Below are 19,758 nucleotides of genomic sequence, written 5' to 3' on the forward strand. Positions count from 1 at the left end.
GCTGGGTGGATTGTCCCTTTTGACGGCCGGATGAATGATCCCACGGCTTAAATCCCCTCAACGATGATCCCGCCCGGGTTGCCGCGTGTGGCCGCCCGGAGGCAGTTCCTTCGCCACGTTCGACTCCCGCCCAGATCGCGGATGGGGAATCCACCCGCATCTGCGGTTCCGCGCCAACCATGTTGACATGCAGCGAAGCTGGCCCAGATGTGAAAAGTTGTGATTGAGTAGAGCATGGCTGTACTCATAGAGGATTATGCGTTGCTATCGGATCTTCAAACCGGGCCCCTCATATCCCGGGCGGGTAGCGTGGATTGGCTCTGTTTTCCGCGCTTCGACTCACCGTCAGTGTTTAGCGGCATCCTAGGCACCCGAGAGCACGGCCGCTGGCTGTTGGCACCCAGTGAATCAAGCGCTGTCGTTGAAGATCGCCACTACATTGACTCAACCTTCGTGCTCCAAACCATGTGGACGAGCGATGGCGGAAACGTCCTTGTCACCGATTTCATGCCACTGGGGGATAATGGTTCGTCCCTCGTGCGCCGTGTCACAGGTTTGTCCGGCAGCGTTGAAATGCGCCAGGAACTTCAGATTCGCCCAGGATATTCAATGGTCGTGCCTTGGGTGAGTCGTATCCGCGACAATTCGCCGACGGCGGCGCCGGTCCTGTTGGCCATGGCTGGTCCGGATGCGTTCGCACTAAGAGGACCTCATCTTCCACACGCCCATGCGCACGGGCACGAGGGAAAATTCCTCATTTCAATGGGTGAGACGTTTGATTTCGAATTAACGTGGTTCCCTTCGCACCGGCCTCTGCCAGCAGCGCTTGACGTTGATGCTGCGCTTGAAGAAGCCACTGGATATTGGCAGCGCTGGGGAAGTCACTGCCGGCAAGACGGCGCCTATGAGGGTGCTGTAAAACGTTCGTTGTTAGTGCTGCGGGCCCTTACTCATTTTGAAACGGGCGGCATCGTCGCAGCGCCGACGACGTCCCTCCCGGAGGATTTCGGGGGAGCACGCAACTGGGACTACCGGTATTGTTGGTTGCGCGATGCGGCCCTGACGCTGGAATCGATGCTGACCCACGGTTATGAAAAGGAAGCGCTAAAGTGGCGCGACTGGCTTCTTCGGGCACTAGCCGGGGATCCCGAGCAAATGCAGATCATGTACGGGGTTGGGGGAGAGCGGGAACTCCCTGAACGCGAGCTCGACCACCTCCCTGGTTATGCGAATTCGAAACCCGTTCGCATTGGAAACTCGGCCGTTTTGCAGTTCCAGGCGGATGTTGTTGGCGAGGTCATGGTGGCCTTGGAACGACTGCGTATGGCCGGAGGCAAAGAAGACCATTTCTCCTGGGCCCTTCAGGAAGCACTTTTGGGATTCGTCGAAGAACACTTCAACGACAGGGACTTTGGCCTTTGGGAGATGCGCGGCAAGGCACAGTACTTTACCCATTCCCGAGTGATGATGTGGGCCGCCTTCAACTGCGGGATCCGGGCGGTACGGATCCACGGATTAGTCGGAGATGTTAAGAAGTGGGAGCATCTCCGGGAGAGGTTGCGTGACGAGATAATGCGCGAGGGATTCGACCGGAGAATAGGCTCCTTTACCCAGACCTATGGCGGAGGTCAAACGGACGCTGCGTTGCTGGTCATTCCACAGGTTGGTTTTCTCCCCTACAACGACGAGCACATGCTCGGCACAGTCGCACGACTGGAAAAAGAACTCCTTACCGACGACGGCCTTTTGCTGCGCTATCGAACGGAGAGTGGCGTCGATGGCCTCGAACCGGGGGAGCATCCGTTCCTCGCATGCTCGTTCTGGCTCGTGGAGCAGTACGCGCGAACCGGACGAAAGGCCGAAGCTAAGATCCTAATGGACAAACTCGTCGGGCTCGCCAACGAGCTCGGTCTGCTTAGCGAAGAGTACGCCACGAACGAAAGGCGGATGGCCGGCAACTTTCCTCAAGCATTCTCGCACTTGACCCTGGTCAGGGCAGCCGATGCCATGCACGGGGTCGACCGCCTCAGCCTGGCCGTCGACAATGCTGTTTAAGGGACGGGGTTCGAACCCTAGAATTCACGTGCGAAATTAGATGCCGTCATTAGATGACTTTGACCCGCGGAACAAAACCGCAGGATAAGGGCAACATTTGGATGCCCCGGGTGGTGTCTGGTTTCAATACATAGTTGACTCATGTGTCGGGACATCGTTGACTCTGGTTATTGCGCTCCGCGGTCCGTGTTAGGCCGGACTCGGCTTAACACGGATGCGGGCTCGCAGTACATCTCGATCCGCTACATGCCGGCGCGTCGGCTTTAAGGGGCCAGCCACCGTCGATCGGTTACGTTGGTGACGCCTACGATATCGCCGCCGCCAACACAACTGCGGCGTGATCCCCAGGACTGGTGACAGGCTCTACGGCATAAACCGCAAAACCTCGGCCGACAACGTCACGTAGATCCTTGGCCTGGGCTCGGCTCCCAGGACCACGCCTGCATGGAACAGCATTGCGGACTCCTGCAGCTACACATTGCCGAACGGAAACTTCACCATGTCCGTCCAGGTGTTCCCGCAGACACTGGCAGCCACCACGGGAGCCCAGGCCATGGCCGCATCGCTGAACGCCCAGCCCATCCAGGGAATTCCAACCTGGGACTGCCAGTTTGGCAGTCCGCCGCTGGCACCGTGGTCTTCGCCAAGGACAACATGGTGCTCCGCGTGGACGCCACCATGATGCCGGCCACCGTCGGCATCAACCATGTCCCGCGCACCGACTTCGCCTATCAAATGGCAACCACCATCCTGGCCTGCTGGAGCAAACACTAGTCACACAGCCGCCACGCCGGTAGACCCAAACAACACCGGTCTCCACCTGCAATGTCCAAAGATCATAAGTCCACGCATTGGCCGCGGTCCGTTCCCAACCTGGGGTACGGGTCGCGGTCAGTGTGTGGCGGCCTTTCAGCGTTGCGGGTGCTTAATGGTGGTGGACGGAATGTTTCAACTGCACCAGGTTGCCGGGCAGTGGGTCTCCGGGGCTGGTGGTGCCGTGCCCGGAGTGCGGGACGGCGAATTGCCCGGCCGTGGACGACGCCAGGCCCGCTGTGGTTACGGATGCCACCAGGATGGACGCGGCAAACACGGCGCCCAGAACCGTCAGAGCGGACGGCTTCGGCCCGGCACCAGTCCCGGATCGCGTCCGCAGCGCCCGGTTACGCTGCCAGCCGATGACCGCCAGTATGGACAGTTCAATCACCATCAGCGAAGCCACTGTCAGGTCCAGGGACCGGGTCTCCTCGGGCAGGCGCCATACGCCAATGAGGATGGTGGCCAGGTGAACTGACGCTGCCACACAAACGGTTCGGGCCGCCACGCCGGTCATCGGCAGGTGCCCGGTCCTGAAGGAGGCCAAGGCATAAACCAGTGCTGCCCCGGCCCAGGCAGATGCCCCGAGCCCGGCCACCCATCCCCACCACACCACCGGACCGTGCGTGCCGTTCGTGCCGGCAGCCAGGCTGGAGGAGGCGGCACTGCCCAGCGCAGCAATTCCTAGGGCGGCGAGACCGACGTAGAGGCTAACAACCTGGCCGCCGGAGTCGGTGATGACCCTGCGGCGCCCAAGGCAGGCACGACGGGAATCATGCCTGGCGGGGGCACTTGTGGTGGTGAAGGCTGCCATGGCTAGGCGGTTTGGGCGGTGACGGTCCGGTCCTGGGACAGGCCAACTGCCAGCAGCACCAAGGCGCTGGCCAGGTGCAGGACGTTGTCGGCGCCGTTTAGTGCAATGATGTTCAAAGCAGACGTGGTCAGGAAAAGGCCGACGATGCCGACGAGCAAGTAGACCGCGCCCACGGTCGAATTGGCGGTCTTCGCCGCCGTCACGGAACCCAGTCCGGCCAGCAGCAGTGCGGCGCCGATGGCCAGGTGGATGATGTTGTGCAGGGGGTTGACCTCGAAGATGATCAGGTTCCGGCCCTCCGTGGCAAAAAACCCGATCCCGTTGGTGACAAAGAATCCGACGACGCCAACCAGCAGGTAGACGGCTCCGAAGATGGTGGCAAGTAGCCGGTTAGGTGATGTACGCATGGCTTTCAATCCTTTTCCGTAGTGCGGAGATACCTGTCCGCATCGACTCCCACGGGAACCGGAAGGAACCCGTGAGAGTCATTCGTAGCCAGGACTGTTTTGGATTGGGCCGGTGGAATCACCACATGTCACCTGACATGGCGCTTGAGATGACGATGGTTTGGTGGATGGCCAGCAGGCCAGGGCAGCGCGAGTTTTTCGTAGCTGGCGGCAAGACATCCTTGACCCTTAGAGCTCGCCACTGTTCTCGAACCGGCGAATCGGGCAACGGATCCATCTCTTGAGGACAGCTCGTTTAAAGCTTGAACTGAACCCACTCAGTTCTTCGCGGTCTATCTGCAGATTAACCGGCAGGATGGACCGCTTGCTTTTCAGGATCCGATGAAGTTGGCCTTGCCATCCGCCGTCCATAATCGGGCATTGAAGGTCGGGAATGGCATGTTCGCCAGCGAATATGACCGTGGCCGGGCCGGTTTTGGGCAATTGAACGATGCGGTGGTTTTTCCTGTTCGTTCGGACCGGGAGCGTTGCTGGGATGTGGGAAGACAAAGTTCCGTCACTGCACCAAATGAAAGCCTCCGGACCTGCGTGATGATCGCTATGAACTCGAAACCACGACTTGTAGGCCGCAGAGAATGAACGCCAAAAGGGTCACCATGGCAGGAAGTAAACCATGAAGTTTGAGCATGTGCAGTTGGTTGCTGTGCAGGACGAAGGCATTGTCTATCGCGTTCGCCTGTGTGCACCACCACCCGCGAGGGCTGGGAATCCGTTCGAGTTGTTTGCGCGAGCTGGTCTACAAGAAAACCTCTCGTTGGTTGGTCTGGGGCAGCAAATGCCCTGGTCGTAACGTGGGAAGCGCACGGCAGGACTTTTTCCAGATTTCGCGTCCGAGGCCGGGTTGAGTCCCCCGATGATGGCGGTCCGACTCTTGGGGTCGGCCGGAGAGAAAAGTGGCTTCAGAATTCGCCGAGTTTGTCGTTCACATCCCCTGTTGACGCGGTGTTTGCGGGGCTATGCTGATGGCATCCTGCCGACAAGGGCCGGCAGTCCTGGCATGGGAAGGAGCCAGCGTCATGGGTTTGGGTGACAAGTTCAGGCACGCCGCGGAGAAGGTTGGTGGCAAAGGCAGAGAAGCCGCCGGCGACGCGACCGACAATGACCGGTTGAAAGCCGAAGGCAAAACAGATCAGGTCAAGGCTGAATTGAAGCAGGCCGCTGACAAAGTCAAGGACGCCTTCAAGAAGCATTGATGGGCAATCAGGGTTCAGCGCTGGGCATCAGTCCTTGCGCCACCAGTGTGGAGGGTGCCCTGCGGCCCTTATGCGGAAATATGGTCCCGGGAAGCCCCGCGCCCAGGGACCAGGAAAGCCGGGTAAAGTTATTCCGCATGCTCGTAGTGTGCGGGGTGGCCATCGGACAGGTAAGAGTTCCGGGGCTTCAATCCGCCCACATTGACGCCGATACAGCAGGAACCGCCACCCGTCACCACCTGCGGGGCTTTGGTGTTATCCATCAGCCGAGGCACAGGCCATATGGGAAAGACATCAGAATCATGAATGACAAGCTGCCGATTGTCCCAGGTCAGCCTCCGGTCCCGCCAGGGTCTCTCCACCCGTCGCCGGCAGAACTGCGCCCTACCCGCCCGATCCATTCATGCCGCCAGATCACCCAGTCCACTAACACTGGGTGGAAATAACAACCCGAGTAGGCGGTAGCGGGTGGAAACAAATCGCCTTAAAACAGCCGCGAACCACCTGGTTACCCGCGCTGACGACCGGCTACCGCATACCGTGATGCGGCTGCTGCGAGGATTTCGGGCAGCAGTCCAATGTTCCGAGTGCTGTGCGTAAAACATGGTGCCCGATCCGGACCCAGCCACGACACCGAGAGTCCCTTGGATCTGGGAAACAACGTCAGAATTCCCCGCACGACGGCATCCAGTTTGCTGGCTGTCTGCGTCTGGCTGGACATGTTCAGCGCTTCCTGCGACATTCGGCGCCGGAAATGAGCAGGCCCAACGCGTGGGTTCTTGCGCCGGTAGCAGCTCTCAGCAAATGAGTTTTGACCGGGTGGAATACCCACCACTTTGCTGATATGTAAACTGTGGACCTACCTCACAGGACTGACGCGCGCGTCAGGTGCGTTGATCATCCACTGGGGGACTTTGTTAGCCCGGTGGCCTCTGACCCGTCAGGGCTCCAGCTTAGGGTGATGTGGACTCCTTGGGTGGGCCCACCGCGACGGGACAGCGAGTCCAACGAGCTGCGTGTAGGCGTCCATCAGCGCTTCTTGGGCGTGGGATCGTCGTTTGTGTCCTCGGAGAGACTCTCCAGGAACGTGTGAGGTCTTCCCATCACACCAAGGGCTGCCTCCGATCTCTTCAACCGGCTCTCGCTCACCCCCGGCTGGCGGCGCAGACGCGCGATCTCGGCCTGCTCGGGGGCAGCTTCCCGAGCTTTTCTCCGGTCTGCTTTCCCTGCAGGACACCGGCGTCCTGCAGCTTGCGCCACTCGGTGATCTGGGAGAAATACAGCCCCTGTTTCCGCAGGAAGGATCCACCCTCCTGGCGGGTGCAGGCCTCTTCGTGCTGGGTCAAGAACTCTAGTTTTTGCGTCGGGGGTGGATGACCTTCGCGGAGCCGGTCCACCGGCACGCGGTCAGGAACTACTCATGGATCCATCCTGGCCTATACCCCCCAACGCGAGATTGGACATAACGATTGGTTTCCTGGTTCTCGCCCCACGCGATCGAACTGACTTGCCCTGTCACCGTGGAACCGCTCAACCCTGACATGCAGGGTTCGGACAACGGTAGCCCTCCTCCCAGCAAATACGGCATGTCAGCGTTGAAGGTGGAAACGGAAGATCAGTCTTGACAGCATGAGCTGACCGAAAAATAAGGAGTGGAGATCACTCGGCCTTCAGAGAATGCAGGCTATTCGGGTGAGGCCCCGGGCTGGGCCCATGGCTCATCCGTAAGGGAAATTTCCTGTGTCATGTCGTCCAGGAAGCGGATGACCACATCGCGCTCTGCGGCGCTAAGCCGGGCTGCTGCATGGAAGCGTTTGGCCTGCTGGCGGCCAACGGTCTCCATGGCTGCTTGGCGGGTCTTGGCCGTGATGGAAATGGCCAAGGCACGTCGGTCGCTGGGATGGGGGGAGCGGGTGATGTGCCCCGCATTTTCCAGTCGGTCAAGCAGCTTGGTGGTGGACGCCGTCGAAATTTTCAGGTGGCTGGCAATGGCTCCGGGGGTGGCAATTGTCTCGGTGTTGGACGCGACGATCAAGAAGTGCAGGGCCCGCATGTCCGACTGGTTCAACTTCATGTATTTCAGCGACGCATCCGAGAGCTGCTGCTCCGCGTTGCGCAGCCTGCCCAGCGCCGCCATGAGCTCTCCGATGTGCGTTACCTCGGTGGCGGCCATGGCCGAGCGGTCGACCAGTTGACTCTTCGGATCGGCAGAATTGACGTCGTAGATGTTGGGCGGCAATGGTGCGGGGGTTGCCTCGATACTTGCCATGGTCATAATTCTATCCTTCCCCCAATATAAAGATCCACAGATGTTGCAAGCTGGTCTACTTGCTAGCTAAGCTAGATTAAAATTGTGGAACTATCGGAGATGAACCCATGACTAAGACACTGCAGTCGAGCAGCGGTGGAACCCGCCACCATAAACCGCCGAGAAGTGCCAGAAAGTGGCTTAGGATCTTACTGCCCGCGTTGATCATCATCGTCTGGTTCGCCGGCGGGTCGATCGGTGGACCATATTTTGGCAAGGTCAGTGAAGTTTCATCCAATGACCCCACCGCGTACCTTCCTTCGTCTGCTGACACTACCCAGGTGCAAAAATTGCTGGGTGAGTTCCGTGATTCCGATGAAATCCCCGCCGTCGTGGTTTTTTCCAGCACGAGCAACCTGAGCGAGACTGAGATTGCGTCAGTATCCAAGGGGATCGCAGCCCTCGCCTCCATCCCGGGGGTTGGCGCAGGCGTTTCCCCAGGCATTCCCTCCGACGACGGCCGGGCCGTGCAGGCATTGGGGCCGCGGTCACCGACATTGGCACATCCCTGCGGGCGGCCGTCCCCGACGGGGTAGGGGTGCATGTCACGGGCCCTGCCGGTTTCACGGCGGCCCTCATCGCAGGTTTTTCCGGCATTGACGGGTTACTTCTGGGTGTGGCCCTCCTGGCCGTCTTCATCATCCTGATCTTGGTCTACCACTCCCTGCTGCTTCCCGTAGCCTTGCTCGCCACCAGCCTCTTTGCCCTGTGCGTAGCGCTGCTGAGTGTGTGGTGGCTGGCAAACGCCGGGATCCTGATCTTGAGCGGGCAGACCCAAGGCATCTTGTTCATACTGGTGATCGGTGCGGCCACCGACTATTCCTTGCTGTATGTGTCCCGGTACAGGGAAGAGCTGCGAGTCACCACAGACAAATGGACTGCCAGCATGGCGGCTGTCCGCAAATCTGCCGAACCCATTGCAGCCTCCGGCGGAACCGTCATTGCCGGCTTGCTGTGTCTTTTGCTAAGCGATTTGAAATCCAACAGTTCGCTGGGACCTGTTGCCGCGATCGGCATCTTTTTTGCCATGCTGTCGGCCCTGAGTCTTTTGCCTGCGCTGTTGTACGCCTTTGGCCGGAACGCTTTCTGGCCGCGACGGCCAAAATTTGAGCCGGAGGTCGTGGCCGCAGAGCGCGGCGTACATGCCACGGGCCCCTGGGCCAAGCTCGCCCGGATCATCAAACGGCGCCCACGGTTGATTTGGATGGTGACCACGGCTGTCCTGCTGGTGGTGGCCTTCGGTGCCACCACGCTCAATGCCAGCGGTGTGCCGCAATCCGAATTGGTGTTGGGATCCTCAGAAGCCCGCGACGGCCAAGCCGTCCTGGGTGAACATTTCCCTGGCGGTACCGGCAGTCCCGTACTCGTCGTGGTCCCAACAGCAGAGCTTCAAAAGACGGCTGATCTCATGCTGGCGCAGCACGGCATTGAATCGGTTTCCGTAGTCTCCACCGGGGCGCCCGGCGGAGCCGCCACCGTGACACCTCGGGGACTCCAAGCGATGGGCGCCCCCGGCGCTGCCGTTCCCGAGCCCACGCTGGTCGGCAGAGACGTCATGCTCCAAGGCACGCTGGCAGCCGCCGCTGACTCGGAGGCGGCGGCCGGCGTCGTGCGGGAGATCAGGGCGAGCCTGTCCAGCACTGTCCCCGAGGCCTTGGTCGGTGGGGTCACGGCAACGGCGATTGACACTAACGACGCCTCGATCCATGACCGCAATCTCATCATCCCCGTAGTGCTTGTGGTGATTCTGCTGATCCTGATGATGCTGTTGCGTTCGGTCCTGGCTCCGGTGCTGCTGATCTTGACCACGGTGCTCTCCTTTGGCACGGCGCTGGGGGTTGCGGCCTTCTTCTTCAACCATGTCTTCGATTTCCCCGGCGCCGATCCGGCCGTTCCACTATTCGGTTTCATCTTCCTGGTGGCCTTGGGAATTGACTACAATATCTTCCTCATGACTCGTGTACGGGAGGAATCTGTCAAACATGGCACGCGTGAGGGGATCATTCGGGGCCTGGTGATCACCGGTGGCGTGATCACCTCGGCCGGGCTTGTCTTGGCCGCGACCTTCTCCGCCCTGGGGGTGATTCCGATCCTGTTCCTGGCGCAGATCGCATTCATCGTGGCCTTTGGGGTTTTGCTGGACACCTTCATCGTGCGCTCGTTGCTGGTTCCTGCACTCAGTTACGACATCGGAAAAGCCATTTGGTGGCCGTCGAAATTGTCCAGGGCATCGGATATTGAAAGCGGTGACGTGGCACCATCGGCCCGCCCCCCGCGGTTAGAGTTTCTCCTTGATTGAACCGGCGGAGCCTTCAGTGCTGGGCATCGTCTGTTCGATCAACTGCCCTCATGTGCTCGTAGGCGGCCAGCGCTGCGGTCCGTGATTGTTTCAAATCCACCACAGGCTGCGGGCTCTGTGTTGGCCCGAACCGGGCCTGGTAGCTGCCGTTGGCATCAAATTTCTTGGCTTGCAGGACGGGATTGAAAACCCTGAAATAGGGTGCAGCGTCAGCGCCGCATCCTGCTACCCATTGCCAGTTCGCCGGGTTTGAGGCAGCATCCGCGTCGACCAGGGTGTCCCAGAACCATGCTTCTCCGGCCCGCCAATGAATGCCGAGATTCTTGACCAGCAAGCTGGCAGTGACCATGCGCACCCGGTTATGCATCCAGCCGGTTTCCCACAGTTCCCTCAGGCCGGCATCGACCAGCGGGAAGCCTGTCTCACCGCGGCACCAGGCATCATAGAAGGCATTGACCAGGCTCTGCTCAGGGCTGTTCGAGCCGGGGTGGGCCTTGGGAGTGCCGTGGCTGCCGTTGGGTGCAGGGAGTAACTCGGCGGGCCATGCCCAGTCAAAATTGTTGAATTCCGGGCGCAGGTTGGCCGTGCCCAGGTCCGGGTGGTGGTAGAGCTGGTTCCAGCAAAAGTCCCGCCATGCCAATTGGCGCATGATGGCCCTGGCACCATCGGCGGCGCCCTGATTCCCCGCCGCCAAGGTCCCCAGGGCTTCCCATACCTGCACCGGGCTCAGATGCCCCCACCGCAGTGCAGGGGACAAGCGTGAGGTACCGTCGAAGCCCGGGCGGTCACGTCCGAGCTGGTAGTCGGCGGCCACGTCCCGAAGAACCGCTGCGAGGCGCTCGTGTGCTGCCGTTTCGCCGGGAGTCCACGCCGCAGCGAGCCCGGCGGACCAGTCCGGGTGGCTCGGCAACAGCCCCCAACTGTCCAGCTCCTCGCCAGCGGGCATCTCCAGCGTCCTTGCCGGTTGAATGGTTAAGGGTGCTGGCAAAGCCGGGCGCAGCGGGACCAGCTGCGCGGCATTAAAGAAAGGTGTGAATACTTTGTAGGGGCGTTGCTCTTGGGTTTGCACTGTCCAAGGCTCGTGCAGCAGGGTTCCGGAAAAGCTGGAGACGGTGGCGCCGCGTCCGCGCAGGAGCGCCATCAGGGAAGTGTCGACGGCTCGTTCCCCGCCACCGTAACGGCGGTTCCAATAGACCGAGAGGTTTTCAGGGGTTAGAGCGAAGTGGTCAAGGATGTGCTCTGTTGTTTGGGGGATTTTTTCCAGTGCCGTCCCTTGGTGCAAGAGCAGCGGCACGCCCAGTTCCGAAAGTTGGGTGCGCTGTTCCCGCAGGGCATGGTGGAGCCACCATCGTGCTGCGGATCCCAGGGGCCGGATATGCTCGGATACTTCGTCGTGCACATAGACGGCGAGGGTGAGTGTACCGGCGTCGTTATTTTCCAGCGCAGAAAAAAGTGCGGGGTTATCAGCAACGCGCAGATCATCTCGGAACCAGACAATATGCACTGTGTGCACAGCAGTAGTGGTCATGGCAGCTGAGGTCCTTAAAGTCATGCCCTGTGGGGGCTCATCGTGTGAGGGAATACCAGATCAAGAGCATTGTGACAAAGAAGCCGGTGAGGTAGTTCAGCCAGAGGAAACGCACCCATCCTGTGTGTGCGCGGCCCGAGTCAGCATCGTGCAGAGCCAGAAAAGGCAGCACGTTGAGCAGATACGGCACTGCCAACAGCCCCGCCAACGGTCCAGGCCAGTCGGTGAACTGCAGCAGTAGTCCGGCCAGCAGGTAGGACAGTGCGGCCAAGGCCACCGTCCGACGGGTTCCCAGCACGGTGCCGATGGAGCCCAGGGATGCGGCACGGTCCGGGACAATGTCCTGCACAGCCCCGAAGGCGTGTGATGCCATGCCCCACAGGAAGAAGGCGGCCGTGATCGCCAGCAACTCGGTATTGAAGTGCGCTCCTGCCAGCACCAGCCCATAGACCATGGGGGATACAAAGTGAGTGCTTGAGGTCAGCGAGTCAAGGAAGGGGCGCTCCTTGAACCGCAGGCGCGGGGCACTGTAGGCCACCAGTGCCCCCATGGACAGCAGCAGCACCAGATTCGCCTGCAGCGAGCCAACAATCACCAGCATAACGAGGAAGGGCAGTACTGCCAGCACGCACAAAAGCAGGATTTTTTGGTGTTTGCTGCGGTCCACCAAGGCCCCCTCTGCGCCACCTTTTCGGGGGTTGAGCAGATCGGACTCGTAGTCAAAAACGTCATTGATTCCGTACATGGCCAAGTTATACGGAATCAGAAAGAAGACCGTTCCCACGACCAGATTCCAGTCCACGGTTCCTGTGCTCAGAAAATAGGCGGCAGCAAATGGATATGCGGTATTGACCCAGGAAACAGGGCGGGAAGTCAGAACGAGTTCACGCAGCATGGCCTATTGTCCTGCCCTGTTGGTGCTGGTCGCTGCCGGTTGCCCTACGGAACCTGCCGGAGGGCGCCCGCCGGCAAGCCACCACAAAGCCGGGGCAAAAAGCACCACGCTGACCGGGTAGCTGAAGTCCTCGATCGGGGCCAGGCCAACCCGAGGCCCCAGCAGTGCCTGTTGTCCATAGTCAAAAAGTCCCGATCCGATCATTATATTGTCAAAGACTGCTGTCAGGACCAAGAGCACGGCCAGCGAGAATCCAAGCGCCGGAAAGACACTGCGCAGGCTGATGCGTCGGACACGCAGCACAAGGAACAGCAGCAGGGCCGATCCGGCCATGAAATAGAGCGAAAGCAACCCGAAGCTCACATCGTGTCCTTGGCATCGGCGGTGGTCGGAGCGAGCTGTTTCGGCTGCCGGGATGCACGCCAGCGCAGGAAGCCCGTCACGAGGAGCATGGTTTGGTAGCAGAGGAAGAAGAGGAAGAATGCTTCTTCCAGTGGCAGTTGCTCACCGAGCATGATTCCGGTCATGAGGGGAGAATCGCGATGCAAAAAGATGCCCTCGGCGATGGCGATGACATCCCACAGCAGGAAAATGCCGGTGCCAGCCAGCAGGGTCAGCAGTGCCGGCAGCGGTTGGGAGAAGACAAACAACCGGTATCTGGCGTCGAGGGCGGCGATGCAGATGATCAGGACAATCAGAATCAACAGGTACGTCATCGTCCTGCCTGTTCCCGCAACGGTGCCGGTGCGGCGGTGTCGAAGGTTAACGGTCCCGGCGTCTTGATCCCGTTGATGCGTTTTGCAACGAGCTCGGCGCTGATCAGGCACATCGGGATCCCAATCCCCGGCCTTACCGAACTGCCAACATAGTGCAGTCCGCGTACCTTGGAGTTGTGGTTTGCGGGTCGGAAGAAGGCACTTTGTCCCAGCGTGTGGGCCAGGCCTAGTGCTCCGCCGCGCCAGGCATTGACATTGTTGACAAAATCTTCGGGCCCAAAGCTTTGCCGCACCACGATGCGTTCACTCAGATCCGGGACGCCCGCCCAAGCAGCCAGTTGGTCAATGGCAGCATTTGCCACGGTCTCCACCTGCGGGCTTCCCGTGCCGTCGGGTGCCCCGCTTCCCCAGGAGGGCAGAGCAGGCGCCGGGACGAGGATGAACAGGTTCTCATCTCCCTGTGGAGCAACGGAAGAGTCGGTATGGCTGGGCATGCAGACGTAGATGCTGGTTTCTGGTTCAAGATCTCTGCCCTCATGGATGCGGGCGAAATTTTCCCCCCAGTCACGGGTAAAGAGTAAATTGTGGTGATTCAGTTGCGGGAGTTTGCCCTTCACACCCAAACACACCAGCACGGCACTGGGGCCAGGATCGCGACGTTTCCACGAAGCCGCCGAATGGGAGCGGAACTTCTTTGGCAGCAGGTCCGTCTCGATGTGGTGCAGATCGGCGGCACCTACGACGACGTCGGCCTTCACCTTATGGCGTTTTTTCCCCGTTGTCGCGGTGTTCACCCACCTCACCGCCTCAACCCGGGGCGTGCCAGTGGCCGCATCTACATCGATGCCCTCCACCCGCGCCTCCGTAATGATCTCCACACCCGCGCGCTGGCAGATGTGTGTCATCTCATCGACGAGGTTTGCGAATCCGCCCCGGGGGTACTGCACCCCCTGGGTGAGATCCAGGTGGCTCATCAAGTGATAGAGGGCCGGGGTTCGTTGCGGGCTGGAACCTAGGAATACTGCCGGATAGCCCAGGATTTGGCGAAGCCTCGGGTCGCTAAAGCGTTTGGCCACATGTTTTTCCAGCGAGCCGAGCAGAAGTGGCGCAAGTTTTGGCAGCAGCTTGAGAAGTAGGGGGTTGAGGAACGTTTTAGCCGAGGAGAAATCATCGTAAAGGAAATGCCGCAAGGCAAGCCTGTAACTTTCCCGGGCTTCGTGCCGGTAGTCCGCGAGTGCGGCACCGGCCCCGGGCTGCAACGACTCAAAGGCAGCGTCCGCTTCTTCACCCGTGGACAGATCCAGCGAACCGCCATCCTGTCCAAACCAGATCCGATACCCAGGGTCAAGCGCCACCAGATCCAACGCTTGGCTCGTTGAGGTTCCCATCAGCTCGAACCAGTGTTCAATAACTTCCGGCATGAGATACCAGGACGGGCCGGTATCAAAAGTGAATCCCTCCCGCTGCAGGCGCCCTGCACGGCCGCCAAGGTGCTGCTGCTGTTCCAACACGGTGACCTTGTGACCTGATGCCGCCAAGAGCCCGGCCGTCGCCAGTCCGGAGAAGCCTCCCCCGATGACCACCACATGTTGGGCACCGACTGCCTGCTGGGTGTCCTTATTGTATTTTTTCACTTTTGGCTCTCGTGATGCTGTGGCCGGGTCATCTGGCGGTGCCACTTGAAGGAATGTGACAGCAGGGTTTGCAGTGCGATCGTTGCCTTGCGCCCGGAGGACACCGACACCCGGCGGAGGCGTAGATCCGCTGCACTGTTGCGTTCCAGCTGCGTGTTGAGTTCAGTAAACAGCCCGTGGGCGAGGCTCACCGCCAACGCCGCACGCGGCGGCAGGTAGGTGATTCCACGGGCAGCGGCGTCGAGGTCATCTCGAATCTCCTGGACCAGTTCATTCTTGTGTTCATCTGAAAATCCCGAAGGATCCAGCCCCGGGAAGTAGCAGCGGCCCAGCTCATTGGTGTCCACGGCCAAATCACGCAGGAAGTTGACTTTTTGGAAGGCAGCCCCGAGACGTCTGGCCGAGGATTCCACCTCCGCGTCGTGGCCTCTGGGTGCGTCCGGCGCGGAACGGAAAATACGCAGGCACATCAATCCCACCACCTCCGCCGAGCCAAAGATGTACTGATCAAGAGAGGCCTCATCATGCCTTGAAATGCTCAGATCATTGCGCATGGAAATGAAGAAGGGGCGGGTCAGATCAGTGTCAATGTTGCTGCGCCTTGCCGTGCCGGCAAAGGCATGAACTATCATGTTGGTGCTGTAGCCGCTGAGCAAGGCTGCCTCCGTTTCGGATTCCAGGCGGTCCAGGGCCTGGGCTGTGGCGTGATCGCTGAGCCCGGCCTCCCGGGCGACCCCATCTACCACTTCATCGACCAGGCGGACCAGGGCATAGACGTTGGCAATGTGCATCTGTGATTGTTTATCCAACATCCGGCAGGCCAGCGAAAATGAGGTCGAGTATTCCTTGATCACTACTCGGGCGCTGCTGCTGGCCGTTGCAGAGTACCGCTCCAAGGGTGTCGGAGAAGCTCCAGATGTACGCCTCGCCGGCGTCGATTTGGCTGAAGTGTCATGGCTCATGAACTACGCCCCCCTCGTCAAAGTCAGTGTTGCAAAGTCTTTCAGCTGGGCCGAAACAGTCTCAGGCAAATCCAGCTGACGGGCCGAATACAGTGCACCGTCACAGAGTTCCTTGGCCAGCTGCCGAGCCAGCGGTTCCGCGTCAGCAGCGGCCAAGGCCGAACGCAGCGACGTGATCGTGGCGGTGTGGGTGTGCAGCTGTTTTAAGTTCTCGCCAAACTCGGGGTGCTCGGCGGCCAGTGCCGTCAAAATGGTGCTTTTTCCTTCACGGAGATCGGAGTCCACAGACTTTCCTGTCTTGCTGGGATCACCAAAGGTGCCCAGCACATCATCAATCAGTTGATAGGCGACCCCGAGTTGGCCGCCAATGTCCGCCAGCGCGGCTGCTTCCGTTGGGCTTGCACCGGCCAGCAGGGCTCCGGTTTGCAGCGGAAACCTGAAGGAATAGGAGGCGGTCTTCAGTTCCTCCATGTGCAGGACATCCTGAACTTTGGCGGGGGAGTGATCGAACGAATACAGCAAATCTTCCAGCTCTCCGGCGCCCGCATTCTGGATGGCCAACTGAAAAGACCGTTCAATGGCGTCGGCCTGCGCCAGCGAACTGCCGGCACGCAGGGCCAGTGAGATGGCTGCGGCAAGGAGCAGGTCACCGGCAATGATTGCTGCGGAGTGCCCGGCATGTTCTGCGTCGGGCACGCTTTGTCCCGCGGCCAGGGCATCGTTGCGGTACTGAGCGGAAAGTGTGGGCCGTCCGCGGCGGGTAAAGTCCCGGTCGATGACATCATCATGCATCAGCAACGAGGTATGCAGCAGTTCAAAGGCGCAGCCCAGAAGTACTATCCGGTGACCGGCACCGTGGTTCTGTGGCTGTTCCTGCCTGAGCTGGGGTTTGAAGGCGTCGTATCCCAGCCTGACCAGCCGCGGCCGGGTAAGCTTCCCGCCCTCCAACGACGTGAAAATGCGTTCCCACAAGACCGCCGTGGCCGGTGAATAGGCCGAGGCGTCCTTTTTGTAGCCATCCACTAGCTGAGATATTTCATGGCTTACTGATGAGTCAAAACTTGAGCTGGCGGCAGTGCTGACTCCTGCTGCTGGCTGGGCGGTTGTCCAGGTCGACAAAGTCATGATCGTGCTCTCCGTTTCGCCGCAGTGGTCGCGGGGAGGGAAGCGATCCCGGCATGGATCGAGTGAAGTATGTCTTCCAGAAAGGTCATAACCGCTCGTCGCTCCTCCCGAGCGGTGTTGTTCAGTCGTTGGTTGGAATCTCTGAAATGTCGACGCAGCGCCGTCACCACCAGTTCCGCAGTCTCTGGGCCGGCGTGAACCAGCGCACTGCGCCGGTCCGAGGAATTCGGTGTGCGCATGACCTGCCCACATGCGCCCAACCTGTCAACAAGTGCCGTGGACGCAGCCGAGGTGATGCACAGCCTTGCCGCCAATTCACTCGGGGTCAACGCTTTTCCAAAGTTCAGACGCTTCAGGGCATTCAAATCGGTTTCGTTGATCTGCATCTGCCGGCAGATTGAATGCTTGAGTGCTTCGTTGAAGAGCAGGGCTTCCCGCAACAACCGGGCTGCGGAACGACCGTCGCTGGCCTGTTCGAAAGTACGTCCTGTCATTTTTACCTCGAAGGGTTGATTGCTTGCCTATCTAGATACATTATGGGTTATATGACTCACGCTTGTCGAATAGGGCAAGTTCTGTAATGTGGGGCCTCAATCGAGAAGGGTATTTGCGATGCGAACTACATACTCAGCTTCAGTGACCGCCCGGATATTGTGTGCTGTCGCGGTCTTGCTGGCAACCCTGGGAGCTTTCTACGGCAGCGGAGCGCTGGGCGGCACCCCCATTGCCGACGCCGCAGGTGGGCGCCTCGGCGCTGACTCAACACTGCTGGCACCGGCAACCGGGGCCTTTTCCATCTGGAGCTTCATCTACGCCGCCTTGCTGGTTTACGCGGTCTGGCAGTTAGCCGCCACAGCCGGCGAAAGCCAGTCCCAGCGAACGATGCGCCCCTGGGCTGCAGCCTCGGCCGTCATCAACGCGCTGTGGATCGGCGTGGTCCAGCTCGGCTGGCTTGGGCTCAGTGTTGTGGTGATTCTACTTTTGTTGGCGGTCCTGGTCAGGATCTTCCTGCTCATGATCTCCGGCGCGGAGTCTGCGCCGGAGCGCTGGATTACAGCACTTGCTTTCGGCCCCTACCTGGGCTGGGTCAGTGTTGCCGCAGTGGCAAACATTGCAGCATGGCTGTCCTCCCTCGGTGTGGGAGAAGGGGCAGCATGGGTTACCCCGCTGGCAGCAGTCCTGGTGGTTGTTGCAGCACTTATTGCCGCCGGTACAGTTCACTTCTCCGGAGGGCGCATAGCGGCCGCGTTGGCCATGGCGTGGGGCATTGCGTGGATTGGCGTGGGCCGCAGCGATGGCGGGCTGGAATCAGTGCCAGTGTCGATCACGGCCTTCTGTGCCGCCGCCCTGGTGACTCTGTGCGCGCTCGTGGCAGCTGCCAAGCGCCGGATGAAGTTCAACCGCACATTGGAGAATGCCCCATGAGTGTCATTGCCGTCACCGGCGCAACCGGTTATATCGGAGGACGCCTTGTCCCCGTCCTCCTGGAACAAGGCCACGACGTGCGGGTCCTGACCCGGCGACGAAATGCCTTGCGTGATGTGCCGTGGAGCAAGAAGGTCACCATTGTCGTCGGCGATCTGGCAGATCCACGAGCGGTCCAGGAACTGTGCTCAGGTGCAGAAGTCCTTTACTATTTGGCGCACTCGATGGGTGGCACCAAAGACTTCGGGCCGGTCGAGGAAAGGTGTGCGCAGGTGCTGGCAGCTGCTGCCAAGGCTGCGGGGCTGCAGCGCCTGATTTATTTATCCGGGCTGCATCCCGAAGGCCAGCTGAGCACGCACCTTACTTCCAGGGTCAAGGTTGGCGAGATTCTCGAGTCCAGTTCCGTCCCCACCCTCACCTTGCAGGCTGGACTGATCATCGGCTCCGGTTCAGCCAGCTTCGAAATGGTCCGCCACCTCACGGACGTCCTGCCAGTGATGCCGGCCCCCCGTTGGGTCTTGAACCAAGTGCAGCCCATCGCCGTGCGCGATGCCCTGCACTATCTCAGCGCCGCTGCAGCGCTGCCACCAGAGATCTCGGGCCGCTTCGACATTGGCGGCCCGGAGGCTCACAGCTATGCGGAGCTGATGCGGCTCTACGCCGACGCTGCAGGAATTCGTCGGCCAAAGATCCTGCCGCTCCCGGTACTGACCCCTTGGTTGGCCGCCCAATGGGTCAACCTGGTCACCCCCATTCCCCGTTCCTTGGCGGTTCCCCTGGTCGAATCACTCCAACACGATTGCGTGATGCGCAACCATCACATAGACGCCGTCATGGACCGCCCCGCCAATGGCTTGACCGGATACCTGAGGGCGGTGGAACTGGCACTGGCCAAGATGCGCGATGACACGGTGGAAACCACCTGGGTGACAGCACACGCCCTGGAATCACCGGCAGACCCACTGCCCACAGACCCCCAATGGGCTGGACACACCGTCTTCACCGATGTGCGGGAACGCGACACCCATGCCCGCCCCGAGAGCGTTTTTAAAGTCATTCAGGGAATTGGCGGGGAGACCGGATACTACTCACTGCCAAGCGCCTGGGCGCTGCGGGGCCTCATGGACAAGCTGGCAGGCGGGGTCGGGCTGCGCCGTGGCCGGCGCAGCCGGGAAAGCCTGGCCCTCGGAGACGCCGTCGACTGGTGGAGGGTTGAGGAAATAGTCCCCGGCGAACTTCTGCGCCTGCAGGCTGAGATGCGCGCCCCGGGCCGGGCGTGGCTCGAGTTCTCCGTTGCCCCCAATGCGTCTGGAAGCCGCTACACGCAGCGCGCCGTCTTTTTCCCTCACGGCATTGCCGGTCGCCTCTACTGGCTGGCCATCCTGCCCTTTCACGGCCGGATCTTCTCATCCATGTCCAAACGCATCACCACCGCGGCCGAGGACCTCGATCGCAGGCTCCATGGCCGATAAAAACAATCCCCACGTGAGGTTCGCGGGGGCCGTTAGACGATGCTTTCATCAT

The 19,758-nt window shown here is 60.4% G+C and carries 18 protein-coding genes and 1 pseudogene; 7 read left to right on the forward strand and 12 right to left on the reverse strand.

Translation table 11 applies throughout. From position 1 onward, the window contains the following. The first annotated feature begins 234 nt into the window (after window positions 1-234). Both AC1L6K_RS10405 and AC1L6K_RS10410 read left to right on the forward strand, forming a co-directional pair. The gene (locus AC1L6K_RS10405) at window positions 235-2,055 is read left to right on the forward strand and encodes a glycoside hydrolase family 15 protein (RefSeq protein WP_480952608.1); all 1,821 of its coding nucleotides are present in this window, start codon (window positions 235-237) and stop codon (window positions 2,053-2,055) included. Window positions 2,056-2,499: 444 nt separating this feature from the next. Continuing rightward, window positions 2,500-2,829, forward strand: coding sequence for a hypothetical protein (locus AC1L6K_RS10410; protein ID WP_480952609.1), 330 nt, complete (start codon window positions 2,500-2,502; stop codon window positions 2,827-2,829). 151 nt (window positions 2,830-2,980) lie between these two features. Here AC1L6K_RS10410 and AC1L6K_RS10415 read toward each other — a convergent pair whose 3' ends face one another. Further along, window positions 2,981-3,682: a hypothetical protein gene (locus AC1L6K_RS10415; RefSeq protein ID WP_480952610.1), complete on the reverse strand. Its 702-nt coding sequence runs from the start codon at window positions 3,680-3,682 to the stop codon at window positions 2,981-2,983. A 2-nt stretch (window positions 3,683-3,684) separates the two neighbouring features. After that, the gene (locus AC1L6K_RS10420) at window positions 3,685-4,089 is read right to left on the reverse strand and encodes a DUF4383 domain-containing protein (RefSeq protein ID WP_480952611.1); all 405 of its coding nucleotides are present in this window, start codon (window positions 4,087-4,089) and stop codon (window positions 3,685-3,687) included. A 673-nt stretch (window positions 4,090-4,762) separates the two neighbouring features. Between AC1L6K_RS10420 and AC1L6K_RS10425 the strand changes: the two genes are divergently transcribed. Then, entirely contained in the window at window positions 4,763-4,939 is a 177-nt protein-coding gene (locus AC1L6K_RS10425) for a hypothetical protein (protein WP_480952612.1), read from the forward strand. A gap of 226 nt (window positions 4,940-5,165) precedes the next feature. Next, window positions 5,166-5,342: a CsbD family protein gene (locus AC1L6K_RS10430; protein ID WP_480952613.1), complete on the forward strand. Its 177-nt coding sequence runs from the start codon at window positions 5,166-5,168 to the stop codon at window positions 5,340-5,342. Window positions 5,343-6,487: 1,145 nt separating this feature from the next. Here the strand turns inward: AC1L6K_RS10430 and AC1L6K_RS10435 are convergent. Beyond that, on the reverse strand, window positions 6,488-6,688 hold the full coding sequence (locus tag AC1L6K_RS10435; protein WP_480952614.1) for a hypothetical protein: 201 nt from the start codon (window positions 6,686-6,688) through the stop codon (window positions 6,488-6,490). A gap of 338 nt (window positions 6,689-7,026) precedes the next feature. After that, complete coding sequence (locus AC1L6K_RS10440) at window positions 7,027-7,611, reverse strand: MarR family winged helix-turn-helix transcriptional regulator (protein WP_480952737.1); 585 nt, start codon at window positions 7,609-7,611, stop codon at window positions 7,027-7,029. A gap of 107 nt (window positions 7,612-7,718) precedes the next feature. Between AC1L6K_RS10440 and AC1L6K_RS10445 the strand changes: the two are divergent. Continuing rightward, window positions 7,719-9,949 (forward strand): annotated as a pseudogene (locus AC1L6K_RS10445) (MMPL family transporter). A 13-nt stretch (window positions 9,950-9,962) separates the two neighbouring features. On the opposite strand, the gene AC1L6K_RS10450 reads toward AC1L6K_RS10445, so the two are convergent. From AC1L6K_RS10450 to AC1L6K_RS10485, 8 genes are all read right to left on the reverse strand, one after another. Further along, the gene (locus AC1L6K_RS10450; RefSeq protein WP_480952615.1) at window positions 9,963-11,477 is read right to left on the reverse strand and encodes a cryptochrome/photolyase family protein; all 1,515 of its coding nucleotides are present in this window, start codon (window positions 11,475-11,477) and stop codon (window positions 9,963-9,965) included. A 37-nt stretch (window positions 11,478-11,514) separates the two neighbouring features. Further along, complete coding sequence (locus AC1L6K_RS10455; protein WP_480952616.1) at window positions 11,515-12,372, reverse strand: prenyltransferase; 858 nt, start codon at window positions 12,370-12,372, stop codon at window positions 11,515-11,517. A 3-nt stretch (window positions 12,373-12,375) separates the two neighbouring features. Continuing rightward, window positions 12,376-12,735, reverse strand: a complete 360-nt coding sequence (locus tag AC1L6K_RS10460) for a lycopene cyclase domain-containing protein (RefSeq protein WP_480952617.1) — start codon at window positions 12,733-12,735, stop codon at window positions 12,376-12,378. Continuing rightward, window positions 12,732-13,088, reverse strand: coding sequence for a lycopene cyclase domain-containing protein (locus AC1L6K_RS10465; RefSeq protein ID WP_480952618.1), 357 nt, complete (start codon window positions 13,086-13,088; stop codon window positions 12,732-12,734). The genes AC1L6K_RS10460 and AC1L6K_RS10465 overlap by 4 nt, the downstream gene beginning before the upstream one ends. Further along, entirely contained in the window at window positions 13,085-14,722 is a 1,638-nt protein-coding gene (gene crtI, locus AC1L6K_RS10470) for a phytoene desaturase family protein (RefSeq protein ID WP_480952619.1), read from the reverse strand. Before crtI ends, AC1L6K_RS10465 begins: the two co-directional genes overlap by 4 nt. Further along, window positions 14,719-15,513 carry a phytoene/squalene synthase family protein gene (locus AC1L6K_RS10475; RefSeq protein WP_480952620.1) on the reverse strand — a complete coding sequence of 265 codons (795 nt, stop codon included), beginning with the start codon at window positions 15,511-15,513 and terminating at the stop codon, window positions 14,719-14,721. Before AC1L6K_RS10475 ends, crtI begins: the two co-directional genes overlap by 4 nt. Before the next feature lie 174 nt (window positions 15,514-15,687). Beyond that, entirely contained in the window at window positions 15,688-16,809 is a 1,122-nt protein-coding gene (locus tag AC1L6K_RS10480) for a polyprenyl synthetase family protein (protein WP_480952621.1), read from the reverse strand. Next, window positions 16,806-17,303, reverse strand: a complete 498-nt coding sequence (locus AC1L6K_RS10485; protein WP_480952622.1) for a MarR family transcriptional regulator — start codon at window positions 17,301-17,303, stop codon at window positions 16,806-16,808. The genes AC1L6K_RS10480 and AC1L6K_RS10485 overlap by 4 nt, the downstream gene beginning before the upstream one ends. Window positions 17,304-17,421: 118 nt before the next feature. On the opposite strand from AC1L6K_RS10485, the gene AC1L6K_RS10490 reads away from it, so the two are divergent. Beyond that, window positions 17,422-18,234 (forward strand): tryptophan-rich sensory protein, encoded by an 813-nt coding sequence (locus AC1L6K_RS10490; RefSeq protein WP_480952623.1) that lies wholly within the window; start codon window positions 17,422-17,424, stop codon window positions 18,232-18,234. Next, window positions 18,231-19,706, forward strand: a complete 1,476-nt coding sequence (locus AC1L6K_RS10495) for an SDR family oxidoreductase (protein ID WP_480952624.1) — start codon at window positions 18,231-18,233, stop codon at window positions 19,704-19,706. The genes AC1L6K_RS10490 and AC1L6K_RS10495 overlap by 4 nt, the downstream gene beginning before the upstream one ends. Window positions 19,707-19,758 lie beyond the last annotated feature (52 nt).

This window comes from Specibacter sp. BI4 (assembly GCF_056680095.1).

Excerpts from the sequence above, each read along its gene's own strand:
- AC1L6K_RS10420 (WP_480952611.1), bottom strand. The coding sequence starts at position 4,089 with ATGCGTACATCACCTAACCGGCTACTTGCCACCATCTTCGGAGCCGTC.
- AC1L6K_RS10485 (WP_480952622.1), bottom strand. The coding sequence starts at position 17,303 with ATGACAGGACGTACTTTCGAACAGGCCAGCGACGGTCGTTCCGCAGCC.
- AC1L6K_RS10465 (WP_480952618.1), bottom strand. The coding sequence starts at position 13,088 with ATGACGTACCTGTTGATTCTGATTGTCCTGATCATCTGCATCGCCGCC.
- AC1L6K_RS10450 (WP_480952615.1), bottom strand. The coding sequence starts at position 11,477 with ATGACCACTACTGCTGTGCACACAGTGCATATTGTCTGGTTCCGAGAT.
- AC1L6K_RS10415 (WP_480952610.1), bottom strand. The coding sequence starts at position 3,682 with ATGGCAGCCTTCACCACCACAAGTGCCCCCGCCAGGCATGATTCCCGT.
- AC1L6K_RS10480 (WP_480952621.1), bottom strand. The coding sequence starts at position 16,809 with ATGACTTTGTCGACCTGGACAACCGCCCAGCCAGCAGCAGGAGTCAGC.
- AC1L6K_RS10410 (WP_480952609.1), top strand. The coding sequence starts at position 2,500 with ATGGAACAGCATTGCGGACTCCTGCAGCTACACATTGCCGAACGGAAA.
- AC1L6K_RS10405 (WP_480952608.1), top strand. The coding sequence starts at position 235 with ATGGCTGTACTCATAGAGGATTATGCGTTGCTATCGGATCTTCAAACC.
- AC1L6K_RS10495 (WP_480952624.1), top strand. The coding sequence starts at position 18,231 with ATGAGTGTCATTGCCGTCACCGGCGCAACCGGTTATATCGGAGGACGC.
- AC1L6K_RS10455 (WP_480952616.1), bottom strand. The coding sequence starts at position 12,372 with ATGCTGCGTGAACTCGTTCTGACTTCCCGCCCTGTTTCCTGGGTCAAT.
- AC1L6K_RS10440 (WP_480952737.1), bottom strand. The coding sequence starts at position 7,611 with ATGGCAAGTATCGAGGCAACCCCCGCACCATTGCCGCCCAACATCTAC.
- AC1L6K_RS10490 (WP_480952623.1), top strand. The coding sequence starts at position 17,422 with ATGCGAACTACATACTCAGCTTCAGTGACCGCCCGGATATTGTGTGCT.
- AC1L6K_RS10475 (WP_480952620.1), bottom strand. The coding sequence starts at position 15,513 with ATGCACATTGCCAACGTCTATGCCCTGGTCCGCCTGGTCGATGAAGTG.
- AC1L6K_RS10425 (WP_480952612.1), top strand. The coding sequence starts at position 4,763 with ATGAAGTTTGAGCATGTGCAGTTGGTTGCTGTGCAGGACGAAGGCATT.
- AC1L6K_RS10430 (WP_480952613.1), top strand. The coding sequence starts at position 5,166 with ATGGGTTTGGGTGACAAGTTCAGGCACGCCGCGGAGAAGGTTGGTGGC.